Origin of the sequence: Stutzerimonas stutzeri RCH2 (assembly GCF_000327065.1) — a bacterium.
Taxonomy (GTDB): Bacteria; Pseudomonadota; Gammaproteobacteria; order Pseudomonadales; family Pseudomonadaceae; genus Stutzerimonas; species Stutzerimonas stutzeri_AE.
Genome location: NC_019936.1, coordinates 2,909,862 through 2,927,493, shown reverse-complemented (window position 1 = coordinate 2,927,493; position 17,632 = coordinate 2,909,862). Strand labels below are relative to the sequence as shown.

Genomic DNA, 17,632 nt, shown 5'->3' with positions numbered 1-17,632 from the left:
TTGTGATGGCTAAATGATTGCGCCGCGCAATGTGCCGGTAGGCGAAGTGATCGGCAAGCGGTTTGTGCGCTTGGGTGACCGTCGGCGGTTTGGGCTAGCGTAGGGTGGAAAACGCGAAGCCTTTTCCACGCGTCAGTCCGCATCACCTGCGAACCCTTCCAACTCTTCACCGCACCAGTTAACCGGGTAGACACCGGCACTGACCGCCCGATGAAAACTCGAATAGGGCCAATCGGCGACACGCTTCACCAAACCGTGCTTTAACGGATTTCGATGCACGTAATCGACGTGGTGCCGGTAATCCCGCTCATCCTGAATCAAGTGTTCCCAGTAGCGGCGTTGCCAGATTCCACGCTCGCCGCGGGAGCGCTGAGTTGCCGTCAGTATCTCGGTCTTCGGCAGGCGTCGGGCGAAAGCGAACTTGATGACTTTCCAGCGCAGGGCGAAATCGGCGTCGCCATCCGGGAGCGTCCAGACGCAATGCATGTGGTCGGGCAAAACGACCCAGGCGTTGATGTGGAAGGGGTGGCGCAAGCGTGTGGCGCGCACCGTCTCGCGGAGCAGGTCGACGTGACGGACCAGCAGGTCGCTGCGACGGTTGAGCAGATTGACCGTGAAGAAATACGTGGCGCCCGGCACACGGGCGCGGCGGTAGCGGGACATGGCGGCTCATCCTTGAGCGTTGTGTTGGCGGGAGTTCCGTATCGGTGGATAAGCAAAGCGTTATCCACCCTACGACATCTCAACCGCTCACACCGCCGACGCATCGACGTTGCCGGAGGTAGGGTGGAAAACGGCGAAGCCTTTTCCACGCGTCACTCCCACGCAACCTCGCTGACGTGTCATCTATCGCGCCGCACATCCAGCACTTCATTTTTGCCCATTCTCTCCAGGAGCCGTTGCCGGAAGGTTAGCTTGCTCTCCTGCAGCGGTTGAAGGCCAAAACGCTGACGTTCGTTATCAACCAGGCGGCGCGGAAGATGGGCCTCGCAGTAGTGCGCATACTGCTCGAAGTAGATCCTGCTATACGCACCATCCTTGATTTCGACTGGCTCGTTTAGGGCCTTGCGCTTGTGTTTGACCCACGGCTCCAACGCATACCAGCAGGCGAGATACATCGGGCCCCAGATATTCATGAAGTGGTTTCGGGAAACCAGGTTGTGAAGCGCCATGTAGCCAATGCGTTGAAGGTTGACCCCAACGACCTGCGCTGCATCGAGCTCCTGGCTGGTCCAGCCGTTCGGGTTTGTCTCTGGGTCGTGCGGCAGCCCGCAGTAGTTATGCCGTTTGTGGGCGTCGGTGAGTAGCCTTATCTGCGGTTTGAGCGTGTCCATTTCCGACATTGCCCAGCGGAGAATGTCAGCGTCTCGAGAGATTGACGACTCGCGAATGTTCTTTGCGCCCTGCTTCAACCCTGCAAGCAGGACCAATGTGAGCAGCACCATTACCACGTCGGACAGGCCGGATACGCCGCTCCAGTCAAACTTGCTGAGCTCGATTTTTATTTCGGTGAACATCGTTGTCCTTGAGTCTGGTTTGTATGCGCTGTTGATGCCGTATGTATCGTTGAGTCTGCAAGTTTCGATAAGCGGTTTTTGATTGGCACAGAGGGCGCCACATCGCGCTATGCCAAATCGTATCGGCGATAGTGCAGATTTCTGGAGGCTGTGGAGGGATCGCTGTGCAAGTGAAAGGGGAGCGTGAGCGGAGCAGGTCGACATGGCGGACCAGCAGGTCGCTGCGACGGTTGAACAGATTGACCGTAAAGAAATACGTGGCGCCCGGCACACGGGCGCGGCGGTAGCGGGACATGGCAGCTCATCCTTGAGCGTTGTGTTGGCGGGAGGTCCATATCGGTGGATAAGCAACGCGTTATCCACCCTACGCCATCACACCCGCCCACACCGCCGACGCATCGACGTTGCCGGAGGTAGGGTGGAAAACGGTGGAGCCTTTTCCATGCGTTTCTTCCAGGCTACCTCGCTACGACATCCCAACCGCCCACAACGCCGACGCATCGACGTTGCCGAAGGTAGGGTGGAAAACGGCGAAGCCTTTTCCACGCGTCACTTCCAGGCTACCTCGCTGGTCGCGACATCCTTATAGCTGGCTTAGGGTCATCCCTTTGGAGGAAATGGGTCGTTTCCGTAGCTGTTCCGCTCGCGAATTTGACCTTGCTTGTTGTGGACCAAGACCTCGCTTTGCTGGTTGGTCGCAATGCCTCGTGCGTGCTCGATAGCTTCTCGTTGGGTATCGAACTGTTTGGTAACTTTACTGTTACCAGCGCCTCGAACAGCCCATTTATCATCATGCGGGACAACATGTTGGTTCTTGCGTGTCATGGTAAATACCTCTGTGTGACTATGGTTGAGAGAGGCGGTTTACACCGCCTCTCTGCTTGGGCTACTGCTTCACGAAGAAGCAGAAAGGGCGCCCGTCTTTGCGGCGTACATCTTTGCCGCTCCGCCAATGTTTGAAGGTCATACAGAACACGGCTCTGTAGCCTGGCGGTGGAGTTGGGGTTCCGCTCATGGCGAATACCTCTTGTCCGAAGTCGTTGACACCACCCGTTGAATGCCCATAATCACGCAGCGCATTTGCTCAAATGCTACGTGATTGAGGGGCAATCTTCAGTCGCGGCCCGTGCTTGCAGGCTTCGCTTTCAAACACGGTCAAGACCCACGGCGGCCTGTAGGAGGGCTTCCGTGGGTTTCTTGTTTCTACATCCTCTAAATCACTATCTGTCGATAGTAAGCGCGTCCTTGCGCTTCATGATTTCAATCAATCCCAACTCAAAGCCCCACCAGTCTGATACTCAATCACACGCGTCTCAAAGAAGTTCTTCTCCTTCTTCAGGTCCATGATCTCGCTCATCCATGGGAACGGGTTGGTAGTACCCGGATACTCTTCCTTCAGGCCAATCTGCGTCAGACGACGGTTGGCGATGAACTTGAGGTAGTCCTCCATCATCGCGGCGTTCATGCCGAGCACGCCACGGGGCATGGTGTCGCGGGCGTATTCGATTTCCAGTTGGGTGCCCTGGAGGATCATCTGGGTCGCTTCGTCCTTCATTTCGGCGTCCCACAGGTGCGGGTTTTCGATCTTGATCTGGTTGATCATGTCGATGCCGAAGTTCAGGTGCATGGACTCGTCACGCAGGATGTACTGGAACTGCTCGGCGGTGCCGGTCATCTTGTTGCGGCGGCCCATGGAGAGGATCTGGGTGAAGCCGCAGTAGAAGAAGATGCCTTCGAGTACGCAGTAGTAGGCGATGAGGTTGCGCAGGAACTGCTTGTCGGTCTCCGGGGTGCCGGTCTGGAAGGTCGGGTCGGAGATGGAACGGGTGTACTTGAGGCCCCAGCTGGCCTTTTTCGCGACGCTCGGGATCTCGTGGTACATGTTGAAGATCTCGCCTTCATCCATGCCCAGCGATTCGATGCAGTACTGGTAGGCGTGGGTATGGATCGCCTCTTCGAAGGCCTGGCGCAGGATGTACTGGCGGCACTCCGGGTTGGTGATCAGGCGGTAGGTGGCGAGCACGAGGTTGTTGGCGACCAGGCTGTCGGCGGTGGAGAAGAAGCCGAGGTTGCGCTTGACGATGCGGCGCTCGTCTTCGCTGAGGCCGTCCTTGCTCTTCCACAGGGCAATGTCGGCGTTCATGTTCACTTCCTGTGGCATCCAGTGGTTGGCGCAACCATCCAGATACTTCTGCCAGGCCCAGTCGTACTTGAAGGGTACGAGCTGATTGAGGTCGGCGCGGGCGTTGATCATGCGCTTCTCGTCGACGCGTACGCGGGCCGATTCGCCTTCCAGTTCGTTGAGGCCTTCCTGGATGTCCAGGTCGTCCAGCGCGCGCTTGGCGCGGGCGATGGCGTCGGAGTCACTGGCGGCAACGGCGCGAGCTTCTTCTACGGAACCGGCGGCGTCGTTGTCCAGCTTGGCGGCGGTCTGGCCTGCCGGCTGCGCAGCAGCTGTGGCCGGCGCGGCGGTGGTGGTGTCTTCTTCGTTGAATTCGTCCCAGCTCAGCATGTGCGATAGCTCCTGATCGGGGACCGGGGCTTGGCCGGTCGGATATGTTTGGTGGCTTTTGGTTTGCACGCAAAAGCGCGGAATTTGGTTTGGTGTTGCGCGCCATCGAGTGGGTAACGGTGGATGTGGAAAGCGACATCCACCCTACGAATCAGCACCACTCGGTGCGCGGGCGGGGCTGGGCGAGTGAGCGCAAGGCGGCTGTCGAGTCGGAACCCCTGAGCGTACAGCTGTACGTGATGGGGTCCGGCTCGGCAGGCAACGCGGCGATCGCCGTCCAGATGCGTCCGCCTCCCTTTGTTACTGGCAGGCTTCGCAGTCGGGGTTATCGATACTGCACGCCAGCGGCACCGGAGCCGGCTTCGGCTCTGCAGCCGGCGCGGCGCTGGCGGAGTTCGCCGCCTCGCTGCCACCACTGGACACGGCGTTCAGCTTGCCGGTGTTGATGGTGGACTTCTCGGTGCTGGTCGCGGCCAGGGCACGGAGGTAGTAGGTGGTCTTCAGGCCACGGTACCAGGCCATGCGGTAGGTCACGTCGAGCTTCTTGCCCGAGGCACCGGCGATGTACAGGTTCAGCGACTGCGCCTGGTCGATCCACTTCTGGCGGCGGCTGGCGGCGTCGACGATCCACTTGGTCTCGACTTCGAAGGCGGTGGCGTACATGTCTTTCAGATCCTGCGGGATGCGCTCGATCTGCTGTACGGAGCCGTCGTAGTACTTGAGGTCGTTGACCATCACCGGGTCCCACAGGCCGCGGGCCTTGAGGTCGTGGACCAGGTACGGGTTGATCACGGTGAACTCGCCGGACAGGTTCGATTTGACGTACAGGTTCTGGTACGTCGGCTCGATGGACTGCGACACGCCAACGATGTTGGAGATGGTCGCGGTCGGGGCGATGGCCATGATGTTGGAGTTGCGGATGCCTTTCTTGACGCGCTCGCGGATCGGCGCCCAGTCCAGGGATTCGGTCAGGTCGACATCGATGTACTTCTGGCCACGGGCCTCGATGAGGATCTGCTGGGAATCCAGCGGCAGGATGCCCTGGGACCACAGCGAGCCCTGGAAGCTGGAGTAGGCGCCACGCTCGTCGGCCAGGTCACAGGAAGCCTGGATGGCGAAGTAGCTGATGGCTTCCATGGACTTGTCGGCGAAGTCGATGGCGGCATCGGAACCGTAGGCGATGTGCTGCAGGTACAGCGCGTCCTGGAAGCCCATGATGCCCAGGCCCACCGGACGGTGCTTGAAGTTGGCGTTCTGCGCCTGCGGCACGCTGTAGTAGTTGATGTCGATGACGTTATCGAGCATGCGTACAGCGGTGCGCACGGTGCGCTCCAGCTTGGCGGCGTCGAGCTTGCCGTCCTTGATGTGGTTGACCAGGTTGATCGAGCCCAGGTTGCAGACGGCGATCTCGTCCTTGTTGGTGTTCAGCGTGATCTCGGTGCAGAGGTTGGAGCTGTGCACCACGCCGACGTGCTGCTGCGGGCTGCGCAGGTTGCACGGGTCCTTGAAGGTCAGCCACGGGTGGCCGGTCTCGAACAGCATCGAGAGCATCTTGCGCCACAGGTCCTTGGCCGGCAGGGTCTTGAACAGCTTGATCTTGCCGTACTTGGTCAGCTCCTCGTAGTACTCGTAACGCTCCTCGAAGGCGCGGCCGGTGAGGTCGTGCAGGTCGGGGACGTCGGACGGGGAGAACAGGGTCCAGGGACCGTCATCGAAGACACGCTTCATGAACAGGTCCGGAATCCAGTTGGCGGTGTTCATGTCGTGGGTACGGCGACGGTCGTCACCGGTGTTCTTGCGCAGCTCGAGGAATTCCTCGATGTCCAGGTGCCAGGTTTCCAGGTAGGCGCAAACCGCGCCCTTGCGCTTGCCGCCCTGGTTGACCGCGACGGCGGTGTCGTTGACCACTTTCAGGAAGGGCACGACGCCCTGGGATTTGCCGTTGGTGCCCTTGATGTAGGCGCCCAGTGCGCGCACCGGGGTCCAGTCGTTGCCCAGGCCGCCGGCGAACTTGGAGAGCAGGGCGTTATCGCGGATGGCGTCGTAGATGCCGCCCAGGTCGTCCGGCACGGTGGTCAGGTAGCACGACGACAGCTGCGGACGCAGGGTACCGGCGTTGAACAGGGTCGGCGTCGAGGCCATGTAGTCGAAGGACGACAACAGGTTGTAGAACTCGATGGCGCGGGCTTCTTTCTGCTCTTCCTCGATGGCCAGGCCCATGGCGACGCGCATGAAGAAGATCTGCGGCAGCTCGAAGCGGACATTGTCCTTGTGGATGAAGTAGCGGTCGTACAGGGTCTGCAGGCCGAGGTAGGTGAACTGCTGGTCACGCTCGTGGTTGAGCGCGGCGCCCAGCTTGGCCAGGTCGTAGCCCTTCAGCTTGGAATCGAGCAGTTCGAACTCGACGCCTTTCTCGATGTAGGCCGGCAGCGCCTTGGCGTACAGGTCGGCCATCTCGTGATGGGTGGCGGCTTCGGCTACGCCGAGGAAGCCCAGGGCTTCGGCACGCAGGGTGTCCATCAGCAGGCGCGCAGTGACCTGGCTGTAGTTCGGCTCGCGCTCGACCAGGGTGCGGGCAGTCATCACCAGGGCGGTGTTGACGTCCTTCTCGGCCACGCCGTCGTAGAGGTTCTTCAGGGTTTCACGCTCGATCAGCGCGCCATCCACTTCGGCCAGGCCTTCGCAGGCTTCGGTGATGATGGTCTGCAGGCGGCCCATGTCCAGCGGCTGCAGGCTGCCATCGGCGCGGGTGACGCGGATGCTCGGGTGCGGCTGGGCGATGTCGCTGCTGTCGCTGGCGCTCTTGCGCTTGACGGCCTGGGCTTCGCGATAGATCACGTAGTCGCGGGCGACCTTCTGCTCGCCGGCACGCATCAGGGCCAGTTCGACCTGGTCCTGGATTTCCTCGATGTGGATGGTGCCACCGGAGGGCATGCGACGACGGAAGGTGGCGCTGACCTGCTCGGTCAGACGCGCGACGGTGTCGTGGATGCGCGAGGAAGCGGCAGCGTTACCGCCTTCCACTGCGAGAAAGGCCTTGGTGATGGCGACGGTGATCTTGTCGTCGGTGTAGGGGACGACGGTACCGTTGCGCTTGATCACGCGCAGCTGGCCCGGGGCGGTAGCCGCCAGATCCGGTGCATCGGCTGACAGCGGGTTCTCGCGAGTGGAAGGGTTCTGCATGGGGGCTCCGGATTCTCTCTTTTAGTCGCGGTTCTGGTTCTGTCTGCGCGGGCTTCGTTGGGCCCGGCGTCGTTACTGCATGAGCCATGCCCCGCAGCGCGGTGCATGGTGGTATCGCAAGGAATAGTCCTGACTCGGCCGCTGACGAGCTAAGTCGTTGCCGGAAGGATAGTCAGGCTGGAAAAACTGTCAACACAATATGTTGTGTTTTGTCTTGGCTCCGGGCACAGCTGCTAGTTCTGCGCTTGGAGTCAGGGAGACGACTGTCGAAGGCTTGCATTAATGCTGGACCTGAGGCTGCCGGCGGTGTTGCAGAGCTATGAGACGCCGGGCGGTAACCCTGCGCTCGAATGTGTCTCGATTGTGTCACCTGGCACGCATAGGCCCAATATCTAGGGGCTACGACGCGCAGGGGCGACAAGATAATGCTGGCTCGGGGCCAATGCAAGGCAGCTGACCGGGATAACCTGTGGATAACGTGTGTGCGGTTTGTGGGTGAAAGCGCGGCGTCCGGCCGCAGGCCGCATGCCTTCGGCGCTCGGCCGAATACCGACGAAATACGTGCCGTCTGGCATATTTTGATGATGGTCAATGACACAACATGTTGTGTTTGCCGTTGCCCGTTTTTTGTGCATCGTTGGGGCTCGGACGTTGGGTACAATGCGCGCTTGTTCGTTTGTGGCCTGATGGTTCGGCAGGGGGCGGGGGATGGAGCAAGAGACGTGGCGGATTCTCATTGTCGAGGACGATCGACGCCTGGCTGAGCTGACGCAGGAGTACCTGCAGGGCAACGGCGGCTTCGAGGTGTCGATCGAGTCGGACGGCGCCTGTGCTGTCGACCGCATCATCGAAGAGCGTCCGGACCTGGTGGTACTCGATCTGATGCTGCCCGGCGAGGATGGCCTGTCGATCTGCCGGCGGGTACGTGATCGCTACGATGGCCCCATCCTCATGCTCACCGCACGGGCCGACGATCTGGATCAGGTGCTTGGGCTGGAAACCGGCGCCGACGATTACGTCTGCAAACCGGTGCGTCCACGCCTGTTGTTGGCGCGCATCCGTGCGCTGCTGCGCCGTCAGCCGCCTGAGGCGTCGACCAATGCCAAGCGCCTGCAGTTCGGCCCGCTGGTGATCGATAGCGCCCTGCGCGAGGCCTGGCTGCGCGAGCAGCAGATCGAACTGACCGGCGCCGAGTTCGACCTGCTCTGGCTGCTGACCTCCAACCCCGGGCGCATCCTTTCCCGTGAAGAGATCTTCGCCGAGCTGCGTGGCATCGAATACGACGGCCAGGACCGCTCCATCGATGTGCGTATCTCGCGCATCCGCCCGAAGATCGGTGACGATCCGGAACACCCACGACTGATCAAGACGGTGCGCGGCAAGGGTTATCTGTTCGTTTCCGAAGCTGCCGTGGCGATGGTGTAGCGCCGCCGCCCATGAACTCGATCTTCCTGCGCATCTATGGCGGCATGCTGGGGGTGCTGGTGCTGGTGGCGCTACTCGGCGCCGGTGGCCTGCACCTGCTCAACCAGTCCCGCGCGGACGATCACCGCGAGCGCCTGGCCAGTGGCACCTTCCGCCTGATGGCGCACAACATGAGCAGCATGACGCCGATCGAGCGGCGCCAGGCGGCGAACCTCTGGGGGCGGCTGCTGGGCATTCCGCTGCGGGTGCGCACACTGGATGACGTTCGCCTGGAAAGTCGCCTGGAGGCGCGCTTGCTGCGTGGGCAGGTGCTGGTCGAGCAGATCCGACCACAGAGCACCACGGTGTTCAGCCTGGTCAGTGCACGGGATCGGCTGGTGCTTACCGGTGAAGTCGAGCAGCTCAGCGAACAGCTGGCGCGCGCCACCATCTATCTGCTGATCGACGAGCTGATCCGCTACCCCGAAGCCGAACAGCCGCAGCGCTTGGCCGAGCTCAAGCAGGCGCGGGGGTTCGGCTTCGATCTGGAATTGCTGACACGCGACAGCGCCAACCTCGATGACGACCAGCGGCGGCGCCTGGACGAGGGCGACACGGTGATGGCGCTCGCTCAGGGCGGCGATGCCATTCGCGTGTTTGCCGCCATCGCCGGCACCGGCTGGATCATGCAGCTCGGCCCGCTGTACCAGATGAATCCCTATCCACCGCAGCTGCTGATCTTGATCGGCTTGCTCGGCCTGTCGCTGATCGGTCTGACGGTGTATCTGTTGGTGCGTCAGCTGGAACAGCGCCTGAGCGTGCTGGAAGGTGCGGCGACCCGTATCGCCGCGGGCAATCTGGAAACCCGCGTGCCGGATGTCGGTACCGATTCGGTCGGGCGCCTGGCGGCGGCGTTCAACGGTATGGCCAGGCATCTGCAGCGTTTGCTGGCGGTGCAGCGGGAGATGGTCAGCGCTGTGGCCCATGAACTGCGCACGCCGGTCGCGCGCCTGCGTTTCGGCCTGGAAATGAGCGCCGAGGCGCAGACCGACGAGGCCCGGCGCAAGTACCTGGAAGGCATGGACGGCGACATCGACGACCTCGATGCGCTGGTCGACGAGATGCTGGTGTACTCGCGGCTGGAACGCGGCTCGCCGACCCTGAACTTCCAGCAGGTCGACCTGCGGGCACTGGTCGATCAGGTGATCGGTGAGCTGGCGCCGTTACGTCCCGATGTCAGCGTCAGGCGTGGCGAATGCACAACGGCCGCCGATGGCAGCTGCTGGGCCGAGGCGGAGCCGCAGTACCTGCGCCGCGCCCTGAGCAACCTGATCAACAACGCCATGCGCCATGCCGAGAGTCGGGTGCAGGTCAGCTTCGCTATCGAAGGGCAAACGGTGCGGCTGGATGTGGACGACGACGGCCCCGGCGTGCCGGAGGCGGATTGGGAAAAGGTCTTCACCCCGTTCCTGCGTCTGGATGACAGCCGCACCCGCGCCTCGGGTGGGCACGGGCTGGGCTTGTCCATCGTGCGGCGGATCATCTATTGGCACAGCGGCCGCTCGCAGTTGAGTCACAGCGAGCTGGGTGGGGCGCGCTTCAGTCTGGTGTGGCCGCGGCACCGGCCGGACTGAGCGTCGCAGCGTCGGGTGAGCTTCCAGGGCTCACCCTGCGCTGCGGTCGCGTCGGTGCCGTCAGCGGATACGGCCTTCCTGCAGTTCCAGCGCTTCCTTGGCGAAGTCGTCGACGTCGATGACCTTGCGTCGAGCGAGTTCCGCCGTTCGCAGCTGCTCAGCTTCGACGGCGTCGATGACACCGGCCGTCAATGCTGCGTCGACCAGGCTCTCGCCGGGGGCGGGTTGTACGGTGCCGGCCTTCACCGCCTTGGCCAGTTTCTTCGCCGTGCCCTGACTGCTGGCAATGGCCTCGAACGCGTGCTTCAGTGAACCGAGGGGCTGCTCTGGATCATGCGGGCGATACATGCCGTCGAGAATGCTTTCCAACGCCGGATCGCCCTCCGGACGGCCGAGCAGGGCGGCGACTTCGGCGTCCAGTACATCCGACGGCCCTTTGTGGCGTGCGCCGAAGGGGAATACCAAGGCATGCAGCAGGTGCCCGAGGATGCGGTTGGGGAAGTTGGCCAGCACGTCACGTAGCGCGCTTTCGGCTTTCTCCAGGCAATCTTCCAGCGCCCAGCGCAGCAGTGGCTCCTGCGCGGTCGGGTGGCCGAGGTCATGGAACTGCTTGAGCGCTGCGGAGGCGAGATAGAGATGGCTGAGTACGTCGCCCAGACGTGCTGACAGCCGTTCGCGGCGCTTGAGTTCGCCACCCAGCAGCATCATCGACAGGTCCGCCAGCATGGCGAACGCCGCGGCGATGCGGTTGAGCGCGCGGAAGTAGGGCTGGGTGACGCTCGTCCCTGGCACTCGCCCCATCAGACCGAAGCTCAGCCCCAGCAGCAGGGTGCTGGCGGTATTGCTGACGGCGAAGCCGATGTGCTGCATCAGCAAGTCGTCGAACTTCACGACTGCCGCTTCGCGATCCGTCTCGTGGACCAGCTCCATCTCACGCAGCACGAACGGGTGGCAGCGGATTGCGCCCTGGCCGAAGATCATCAGGTTGCGCGAAAGGATGTTGGCGCCTTCGACGGTGATGGAGATCGGCGCCGACAGCCACAGCCGTCCCAGGTAATTGTTCGGGCCGAGGATGATGCCCTTGCCGCCGTGAATATCCATGGCATCGGTAATGCACGCGCGGCCGCGCTCGGTGAGGTGGTACTTGAGTATCGCCGACAGCACCGAGGGCTTTTCGCCCAGGTCGACGGCGTTGGCGGTCCAGGTCGACGGCGTTGGCGGTAAGGATGCGCGCGGCATCCATCAGCCAGGCGTTGCCGCCGATGCGCGCCAGTGGCTCCTGAATGCCTTCGAAGGCGGCCAGCGGGACATTGAACTGCTCGCGGACCTGCGCATAGCGGCCACCCACGTAGCTGCAGACCTTGGCGGCGCTGGTGCCGGTCGCGGGCAGGGAAATGGAACGACCGACCGACAGGCAGTTCATCAACATCATCCAGCCTTTGCCGATCATGTCGCGGCCGCCGATGATCGCTTCCAGCGGCACGAAGACGTCCTTGCCCCAGTTCGGCCCGTTCATGAAGGCTGCGCCGAGTGGCAAGTGACGGCGGCCAATGTCGACGCCGGGGGTGTCGGTGGGGATCAGCGCCAGGCTAATGCCCAGTTCTTCCTCATCGCCGAGCAGGTGATCCGGGTCGTAGGTCTTGAAGGCCACACCGAGCAGGGTCGCCACCGGGCCGAGGGTGATGTAGCGCTTCTCCCAGTTCAGGCGCAGGCCGAGCACTTCTTCGCCTTGCCATTGGCCGCGGCAGATCACGCCGCTGTCGTTCATCGCGCCGGCGTCGGAGCCGGCGTAGGGGCCAGTCAGGGCGAAGCAGGGGATATCGGTGCCGTTGGCGAGGCGTGGCAGGTAGTGGTTGCGCTGCTCTTCAGTGCCGTAGTGCATCAGCAGCTCGGCTGGGCCGAGGGAGTTGGGCACCATGACGGTGCTGGCCAGGTCGCCGCTGCGGGTCGCCAGCTTCATCACGATCTGCGAATGGGCATAGGCGGAAAAGCCCTTGCCGCCGTATTCCTTGGGGATGATCAGGGCAAAGAAGCCTTCGGCCTTGATGTACTCCCAGGCGGCCGGCGGCAGGTCCATTCGTTGCGCGATATCCCATTCGCTGACCAGTGCGCAGAGCGTTTCGGTAGGGCCGTCGAGGAAGGCTTGTTCTTCCGCGGTCAGGCGCGCCTTCGGATAGCCGAGCAGGGTGTCCCAGTTCGGGCGGCCGCTGAACAGCTCGCCGTCCCACCACACGGTGCCAGCGTCGATGGCGTCGCGCTCGGTGGCGGAAATCGGCGGTAGCACCTTCTTGAACCAGTCGAACATCGGCCCGCTGAAATACTTGCGGCGAACATCCGCGACTAGCAGCGGCACCGCGACGGCAATCAATGTCAACCAGAGCAGGAATACCACCACGCCGGACGTGTCGGCGGTCGTCATGAAGATCAGGTAGGTGGCGACGATCACCAGCGCCGGCACCGGCGACACGCGCAGGTGGGCGAGTACAGCGATGCCGAGCAGCAGGACCAGTAACCAGAGCAGCGTCATGAGTCTTATCCTTTTAGGTTCGAAAAGCTTCCGTCTTCAGCATAGGCGCTTGCGCCGCTGCGGCGAAGGGACGAGGTGTAGCCGCGGGTTGCGGCGACACCGGGATGGGTCAAGCGCGTGGCTGGGCGTCGCGGGATTGGCGCTCGGCGTCTACTCCGTTCTGGTTGGCGGCGGGTTTTTCCTGCGGGACGCCGGCCACGCTTATTTCCGGCAGGCTGCCACCGATGAACTCCACGCTGCGGGTCGGGAAGGCGAACTGCACGCCCATCTCGCGCATGCCCTCGAGCAGCGCCAGGTTGATCTCCTGCTGGGTGTCCATGTACCGGTTGTAGTCCGAGACCTGCATGATGTAGACGACCTCGAAGGTCAGCTGGCTGTCGTCGAAGCCGAGAAAATGCGCACGGTCGAACTTGGCCACTTCGATGCCGTCGATGATGCGCTTCACCAGTGCCGCGACCTCTTTCACCTTGTCGGTGGGCGTGTTGTAGGTGATGCCGAACTTGAACACGATTCGCCGGGTGTTCATGCGCTTGTAGTTGTGCACGATCTGGCGCAGCAGATCCGCGTTGGCAATCACCACCTGCTCACCGCTGAGTGCGCGGATGCGCGTGGTCTTCAGACCGATGTGCTCGATGTTGCCGGCCACCTCGCCGAACACCACGAAGTCGCCAATCTCGAAGGGCTTGTCCACGCCGATGGAAAGCGAGGCGAAGATGTCGCTCAGTAGCGTCTGCACGGCCAGGGCGATGGCGATACCGCCGACACCGAGGCTGGCGACCATGGCGGTGATGTCGACGCCCAGGTTGGCGAGGATCGACAGCAGCATCATGGTCCAGACCACGATGCGGATCATGATGCCGATGATGGTGGTGGTGACCGGATTGCGTGCCTTGCCGTCGCGGGTCAGGCTTTCCATCCAGAGACGCACGCCGGTGTCCATCCACAGTGCGAACTGGAACGCCAAGGCGATGAACCAGCCGTGGGACATGGTCGATTCCCAGCGTGGCGACAATTCGACCGTCTTCAGGGCGATGAGCAGCGAGAACGCCAGAATCAGCAGGTTGCTGGTGCGTGAAAGCAGTTCGGCGGCGATGCCGAGAAACTTGGTTTTCGCTCCGCTCGCCAGCTTGCTCAGGCGCCGGGTCACGATGCCAAGAATGGTGCGCAGGACCAGAAAACTGACGATGGTGATGCCCAGCACGATCGCCAGGTTGATCCAGAATGTCTCGTTGAGCAGGGCGTCCCAATTCATCCATATCCTCCGGCAAGGGTGCGCTTGATGCGGCAAAGACCACGTTTTTCAGTGGTCCTTGCTGCGCATAAGTTCCCTTGTCGGTGGCCGGCAGGGCGAGCGTGGCAGGCGCTATCGGCGAATGCGCGCTTCAGTTGCGCTGCAGGATGGCGGCAAGCTGATCGTAGCCGCCGGCATTGATGACCTGGCTGTAGCCAAGCTTCTCCAAGACCTCCTGCGCGGCCGACGAGCGCCGGCCGCTGCGGCAGTAGAGCACCACGGGTGTGTCCTTGTCGGGCGCGATATTGCCGATGCGCTGGGCAAGATCTGGTGTCTCGATTCGTCTGGCGCCAGGTAGCGCACCTTCGGCGAATTCTTCGGCGGTCCTGACATCAATCAGAACAGCGTCCGGTTGTTGCATGACCTGCAGCGCGGTGGTTCGGTCGATCTCGCCGGCCGTGGCGCCGAGGCTTAACGCAAGTAAAACGAACAGGGCGGGCGTACGCATCAGGGCTTCCTCATGGGCGCGCCTGAGGCGCGCGCTCAGCTGAATATACGGGTCAGATTGGGCAGGATCAGAATCACTGCCGTGGCGATGACGATCAGGGTCGCCTGCCGGAACTTCTTCTGCTTGAGCATGACATGGCCTTTTATTCTTGTGTGCAGCGAATTGTCGCCTTGCCGAAAGGACCGAGACGGTACGGTGTTTGTGATTTCCATAAATCGTGCGACGGAAACGAGACGTACCGGACGTTCGCCTGGCTATAAATGAGCAAGCAAGTTCCGCACCAGTAAATTGACGGGTCAATGAAGTTGCGCCGGGCTTTTGGTTGTCTTCCTTGAGTAACCCAATCGGAGGGCAACCAATGAACAAGCCGAAGCTATCGCTGATACTGCTGCTCGCTGCCGTTTCGACGGCTGCGTTCGCCCAGCAGGAGAATATGACCCTGCAGCAGGAGCGCGAGCAGATGGGTGCCGACTTGGAGGAAAATCGCCAGCAGATCGGCCGAGATATCAACCATATCCGCGAGCCTGCGGCGACCGGGAACGATGCGCAGGGCCTCAATCGCGGCGGCGTGCAGAGCGATGCCATCAATCCACAGCCCAATGCGCCCGGCGCCGCGAACCGGCCCGCCGGTACCGGTCTGCCGAGCGCCCAGGACAATGTGCAACAGCCGAATCGTGGCTTGGGAACCACTCCTGCTCCGGGTACTACGCAGCCGCAGGCGACTCCGGGTGGTGCCAATGGAAACGCGGGTCAGGGTGGTGTCACACCGCCGGGTGGAATCGGAACAGGTGGCGGTAACGAAGCCGGCGGCGCGGACAGCGGAGGCGCTGCGACTGGCGGTGCGATGGGTGGTGCTGCCGGTCAACGTTAAGTGGTTTGGCATGGCTGTGCAGCGCTGTCGCTGCTCAGTCGCTCAGTCGCTCCAGGCTGGCCGGATCCGGTCGGCCGTTGAAAAAGACCTGTAAGGCCTGTTCGAATAGCGCTGGGTCCGATGCCGCCTGGGCAAATAGCGTCATGCTGGAATGAAATTTCAGGTCATCCGGGCTACCCAGGATCTGTCGAGCGCTGCGAGTGCCGTGTTCGAGCATCGCCTCGGTGCACGCCCGCAGCCTCGCTCCCAGTAAAGGGTGCTGCAGGTAAGCGATTGCTTCATCGCGACCCGAGATGGCGTAGCGCTGTGCCATGGCGCTACGGCCCAGGCCCTGAAGTTGCGGAAAGATGAACCACATCCAGTGCGAATGCTTTCGGCCGCTGCGCAGTTCATTAAGCGCTTGCTCGTAGTGAGCCTGCTGGGCATCGACGAAACGCTGCAGATCATAAGGGTCGCCCATGGGCTTCGTCTCGAAAGAGGAGAGAAGGGCGAATCTGCTACAGCTTTGGTCAGGGCGGCAACCGACGGCGGATGTATGGCAGGCGAGCGTTGGACCTTAAACGCAAAAACCCCTGACTTCGTATGAAGTCAGGGGTTTTGCTTGATTCGAATATGGCGGTGAGGAAGGGATTCGAACCCTTGATACGATTTCTCGTATACACACTTTCCAGGCGTGCTCCTTCAACCGCTCGGACACCTCACCGGATCGACGGAGGTTCATGTCCGTCGAGGCGCGCTAATGTAATCGAACGCACTGCCTTTGGCAAAAACTTTTTTAGCTTATTCATGCGCTTAACAAATCCGGCTTCGCGCAGGTGACGGGCAGCATGTTCCGCTAGACTGCTGTTGCAACCCGGGTCACTGCCTGGGTTATTTTGGAAAGAAGCCGAGCGGAGCGCACCTGTCCCATGCGACGGACAAGCCAATCAGACAACCATACCGATACCCTGTTGGTGCCGACCCGTCGCCGGGTGGCTGTCGCCAGCCTGGAATTGGGTATGTATGTCTGCGAGCTGGACCGACCATGGAGCGAAACGAACTTCGCATTCCAGGGGTTCCCGCTACTGACGCCCGGTGAGATACGTAAGGTTCGCAGCTGTTGTGACTATGTCTATGTCGACGATACGCGGCGAGTCCGTCTGCAGCACGGTGTTCCGGTCGCAACCGCTACGCCGCGTGCGCGCAAACCGCAGGAGCGTACGTATCACGCGCTCTCGACTGAAGTGGAAGAAGCTCGTTCGGCCTACCAGGATGGCTCCCAGCTGATTGAGCAGGTGCTCGCCGATGTCCAGCATGGGCGGGTCATCGATACCCGGGCGTGCCACGGTGCGGTCAAGCGCAATCTGGAAAGCATGCTGCGCAACGAGAGCGCCATGCTCTGGCTGATTCGGCTGAAGAACAAGGATCTGTATACCAGCCTGCATTGCCTGTCCGTTTCGATCATGGCGATGGGGTTCGGCAACCATCTCGGGCTGCAGGATGACAAGCTGCAGTTGCTGGGCATGGCCGGTCTGCTGCATGACGTCGGCAAGATGCGCATTGATCCGCAGATTCTCAACAAGCCGGGCAAGCTGACGTCGCAGGAGTTCGAAGTCATCAAGCGGCACCCGGTCTTCGGCCTGGAAGCGCTTCGGGCGCAGCCGGGAGTTCCTGAGGCAGCGCTGCATGCGGCGTACGGCCACCATGAGCGGCTCGATGGCACCGGCTACCCGTTAGGTTCCGGACCCGCGCAGATTTCCTACATGACGCGCATCATCACCATCGTCGATGCATTCGATGCAATCACCAGCCATCGGGCCTACGATTGCGCGCGACCGGTCCAGGCGGCTTTCGAGATTCTGCGCAGTGGCAGTGGCAGGCAGTTTGACGAGGATCTGGTGCTGGAATTCATCCGCTGGCTGGGCGCGTTCCCGGTCGGCACACTGGTTGAACTGCATACTGGTGAAGTCGCCGTGGTGGTGGAGAAACACAAGCAGTTTCAGCTGCGGCCGCGCGTCGTGGTCCTGCGCGATGCCGCCAAGCAGCGCTGTGCTGCGCGCTATCTGGACCTCGCCCAGGTCACGGTGGACGCAGAGGGCACTCCCTATCGAATTTCCATTGGCTTGCCCGACGGCTCCTTCGGGTTGCATATCGCCGATCCGGAACTGCAATCCATCCTGCATCCACAGACACTCGCATCCTTCGAGCAGGATGCCTGAGCGTCAGCAACCATGACTCTAGCCGGCATTTGAGGTCCCAGGCGTGA

12 protein-coding genes, 1 tRNA gene and 2 pseudogenes are annotated in these 17,632 nt (G+C 61.9%); 4 read left to right on the top strand and 11 right to left on the bottom strand.

Annotated elements, in window-relative coordinates; all coding sequences use genetic code 11:
- Positions 1 to 132 precede the first annotated feature (132 nt).
- The 6 genes and pseudogenes from PSEST_RS13335 to PSEST_RS13320 all read right to left on the bottom strand — a co-directional run bounded on the left by PSEST_RS13335 (position 133) and on the right by PSEST_RS13320 (position 7,212).
- Positions 133 to 663, bottom strand: a complete 531-nt coding sequence (locus tag PSEST_RS13335) for an REP-associated tyrosine transposase (protein WP_015277495.1) — start codon at positions 661 to 663, stop codon at positions 133 to 135.
- 179 nt (positions 664 to 842) lie between these two features.
- Positions 843 to 1,517, bottom strand: coding sequence for a hypothetical protein (locus PSEST_RS13330; RefSeq protein WP_015277494.1), 675 nt, complete (start codon positions 1,515 to 1,517; stop codon positions 843 to 845).
- A 172-nt stretch (positions 1,518 to 1,689) separates the two neighbouring features.
- Positions 1,690 to 1,812 (bottom strand): annotated as a pseudogene (locus PSEST_RS22400) (transposase); the annotation flags it as partial.
- 305 nt (positions 1,813 to 2,117) lie between these two features.
- Positions 2,118 to 2,342 (bottom strand): DUF2188 domain-containing protein, encoded by a 225-nt coding sequence (locus PSEST_RS21820; protein ID WP_015277493.1) that lies wholly within the window; start codon positions 2,340 to 2,342, stop codon positions 2,118 to 2,120.
- Between the two features lie 439 nt (positions 2,343 to 2,781).
- Positions 2,782 to 4,029, bottom strand: a complete 1,248-nt coding sequence (locus PSEST_RS13325; RefSeq protein ID WP_015277492.1) for a ribonucleotide-diphosphate reductase subunit beta — start codon at positions 4,027 to 4,029, stop codon at positions 2,782 to 2,784.
- A gap of 300 nt (positions 4,030 to 4,329) precedes the next feature.
- Positions 4,330 to 7,212, bottom strand: coding sequence for a ribonucleoside-diphosphate reductase subunit alpha (locus tag PSEST_RS13320; RefSeq protein WP_015277491.1), 2,883 nt, complete (start codon positions 7,210 to 7,212; stop codon positions 4,330 to 4,332).
- A 708-nt stretch (positions 7,213 to 7,920) separates the two neighbouring features.
- Between PSEST_RS13320 and PSEST_RS13315 the strand changes: the two genes are divergently transcribed.
- Together PSEST_RS13315 and PSEST_RS13310 are read left to right on the top strand one after the other, a co-directional pair.
- Positions 7,921 to 8,637 (top strand): winged helix-turn-helix domain-containing protein, encoded by a 717-nt coding sequence (locus PSEST_RS13315; RefSeq protein WP_015277490.1) that lies wholly within the window; start codon positions 7,921 to 7,923, stop codon positions 8,635 to 8,637.
- A gap of 11 nt (positions 8,638 to 8,648) precedes the next feature.
- Positions 8,649 to 10,250: an ATP-binding protein gene (locus PSEST_RS13310; protein WP_015277489.1), complete on the top strand. Its 1,602-nt coding sequence runs from the start codon at positions 8,649 to 8,651 to the stop codon at positions 10,248 to 10,250.
- Positions 10,251 to 10,310: 60 nt separating this feature from the next.
- On the opposite strand, the pseudogene PSEST_RS13305 reads toward PSEST_RS13310, so the two are convergent.
- The 3 genes and pseudogenes from PSEST_RS13305 to PSEST_RS13295 form a co-directional block, all read right to left on the bottom strand.
- Positions 10,311 to 12,777, bottom strand: a pseudogene (locus PSEST_RS13305) (acyl-CoA dehydrogenase).
- Between the two features lie 109 nt (positions 12,778 to 12,886).
- Positions 12,887 to 14,029: a mechanosensitive ion channel family protein gene (locus PSEST_RS13300; RefSeq protein ID WP_015277487.1), complete on the bottom strand. Its 1,143-nt coding sequence runs from the start codon at positions 14,027 to 14,029 to the stop codon at positions 12,887 to 12,889.
- 130 nt (positions 14,030 to 14,159) lie between these two features.
- Positions 14,160 to 14,516, bottom strand: a complete 357-nt coding sequence (locus PSEST_RS13295; RefSeq protein WP_015277486.1) for a rhodanese-like domain-containing protein — start codon at positions 14,514 to 14,516, stop codon at positions 14,160 to 14,162.
- Positions 14,517 to 14,874: 358 nt separating this feature from the next.
- Between PSEST_RS13295 and PSEST_RS13290 the strand changes: the two genes are divergently transcribed.
- Positions 14,875 to 15,387 carry a hypothetical protein gene (locus tag PSEST_RS13290; protein ID WP_015277485.1) on the top strand — a complete coding sequence of 171 codons (513 nt, stop codon included), beginning with the start codon at positions 14,875 to 14,877 and terminating at the stop codon, positions 15,385 to 15,387.
- A 34-nt stretch (positions 15,388 to 15,421) separates the two neighbouring features.
- On the opposite strand, the gene PSEST_RS13285 is transcribed toward PSEST_RS13290, so the two are convergent.
- Positions 15,422 to 15,847, bottom strand: a complete 426-nt coding sequence (locus tag PSEST_RS13285; RefSeq protein ID WP_015277484.1) for a DUF1810 domain-containing protein — start codon at positions 15,845 to 15,847, stop codon at positions 15,422 to 15,424.
- 153 nt (positions 15,848 to 16,000) lie between these two features.
- A tRNA-Ser gene (locus tag PSEST_RS13280) sits at positions 16,001 to 16,090 on the bottom strand.
- 205 nt (positions 16,091 to 16,295) lie between these two features.
- Between PSEST_RS13280 and PSEST_RS13275 the strand changes: the two genes are divergently transcribed.
- Complete coding sequence (locus PSEST_RS13275) at positions 16,296 to 17,585, top strand: HD-GYP domain-containing protein (protein ID WP_015277483.1); 1,290 nt, start codon at positions 16,296 to 16,298, stop codon at positions 17,583 to 17,585.
- Positions 17,586 to 17,632 lie beyond the last annotated feature (47 nt).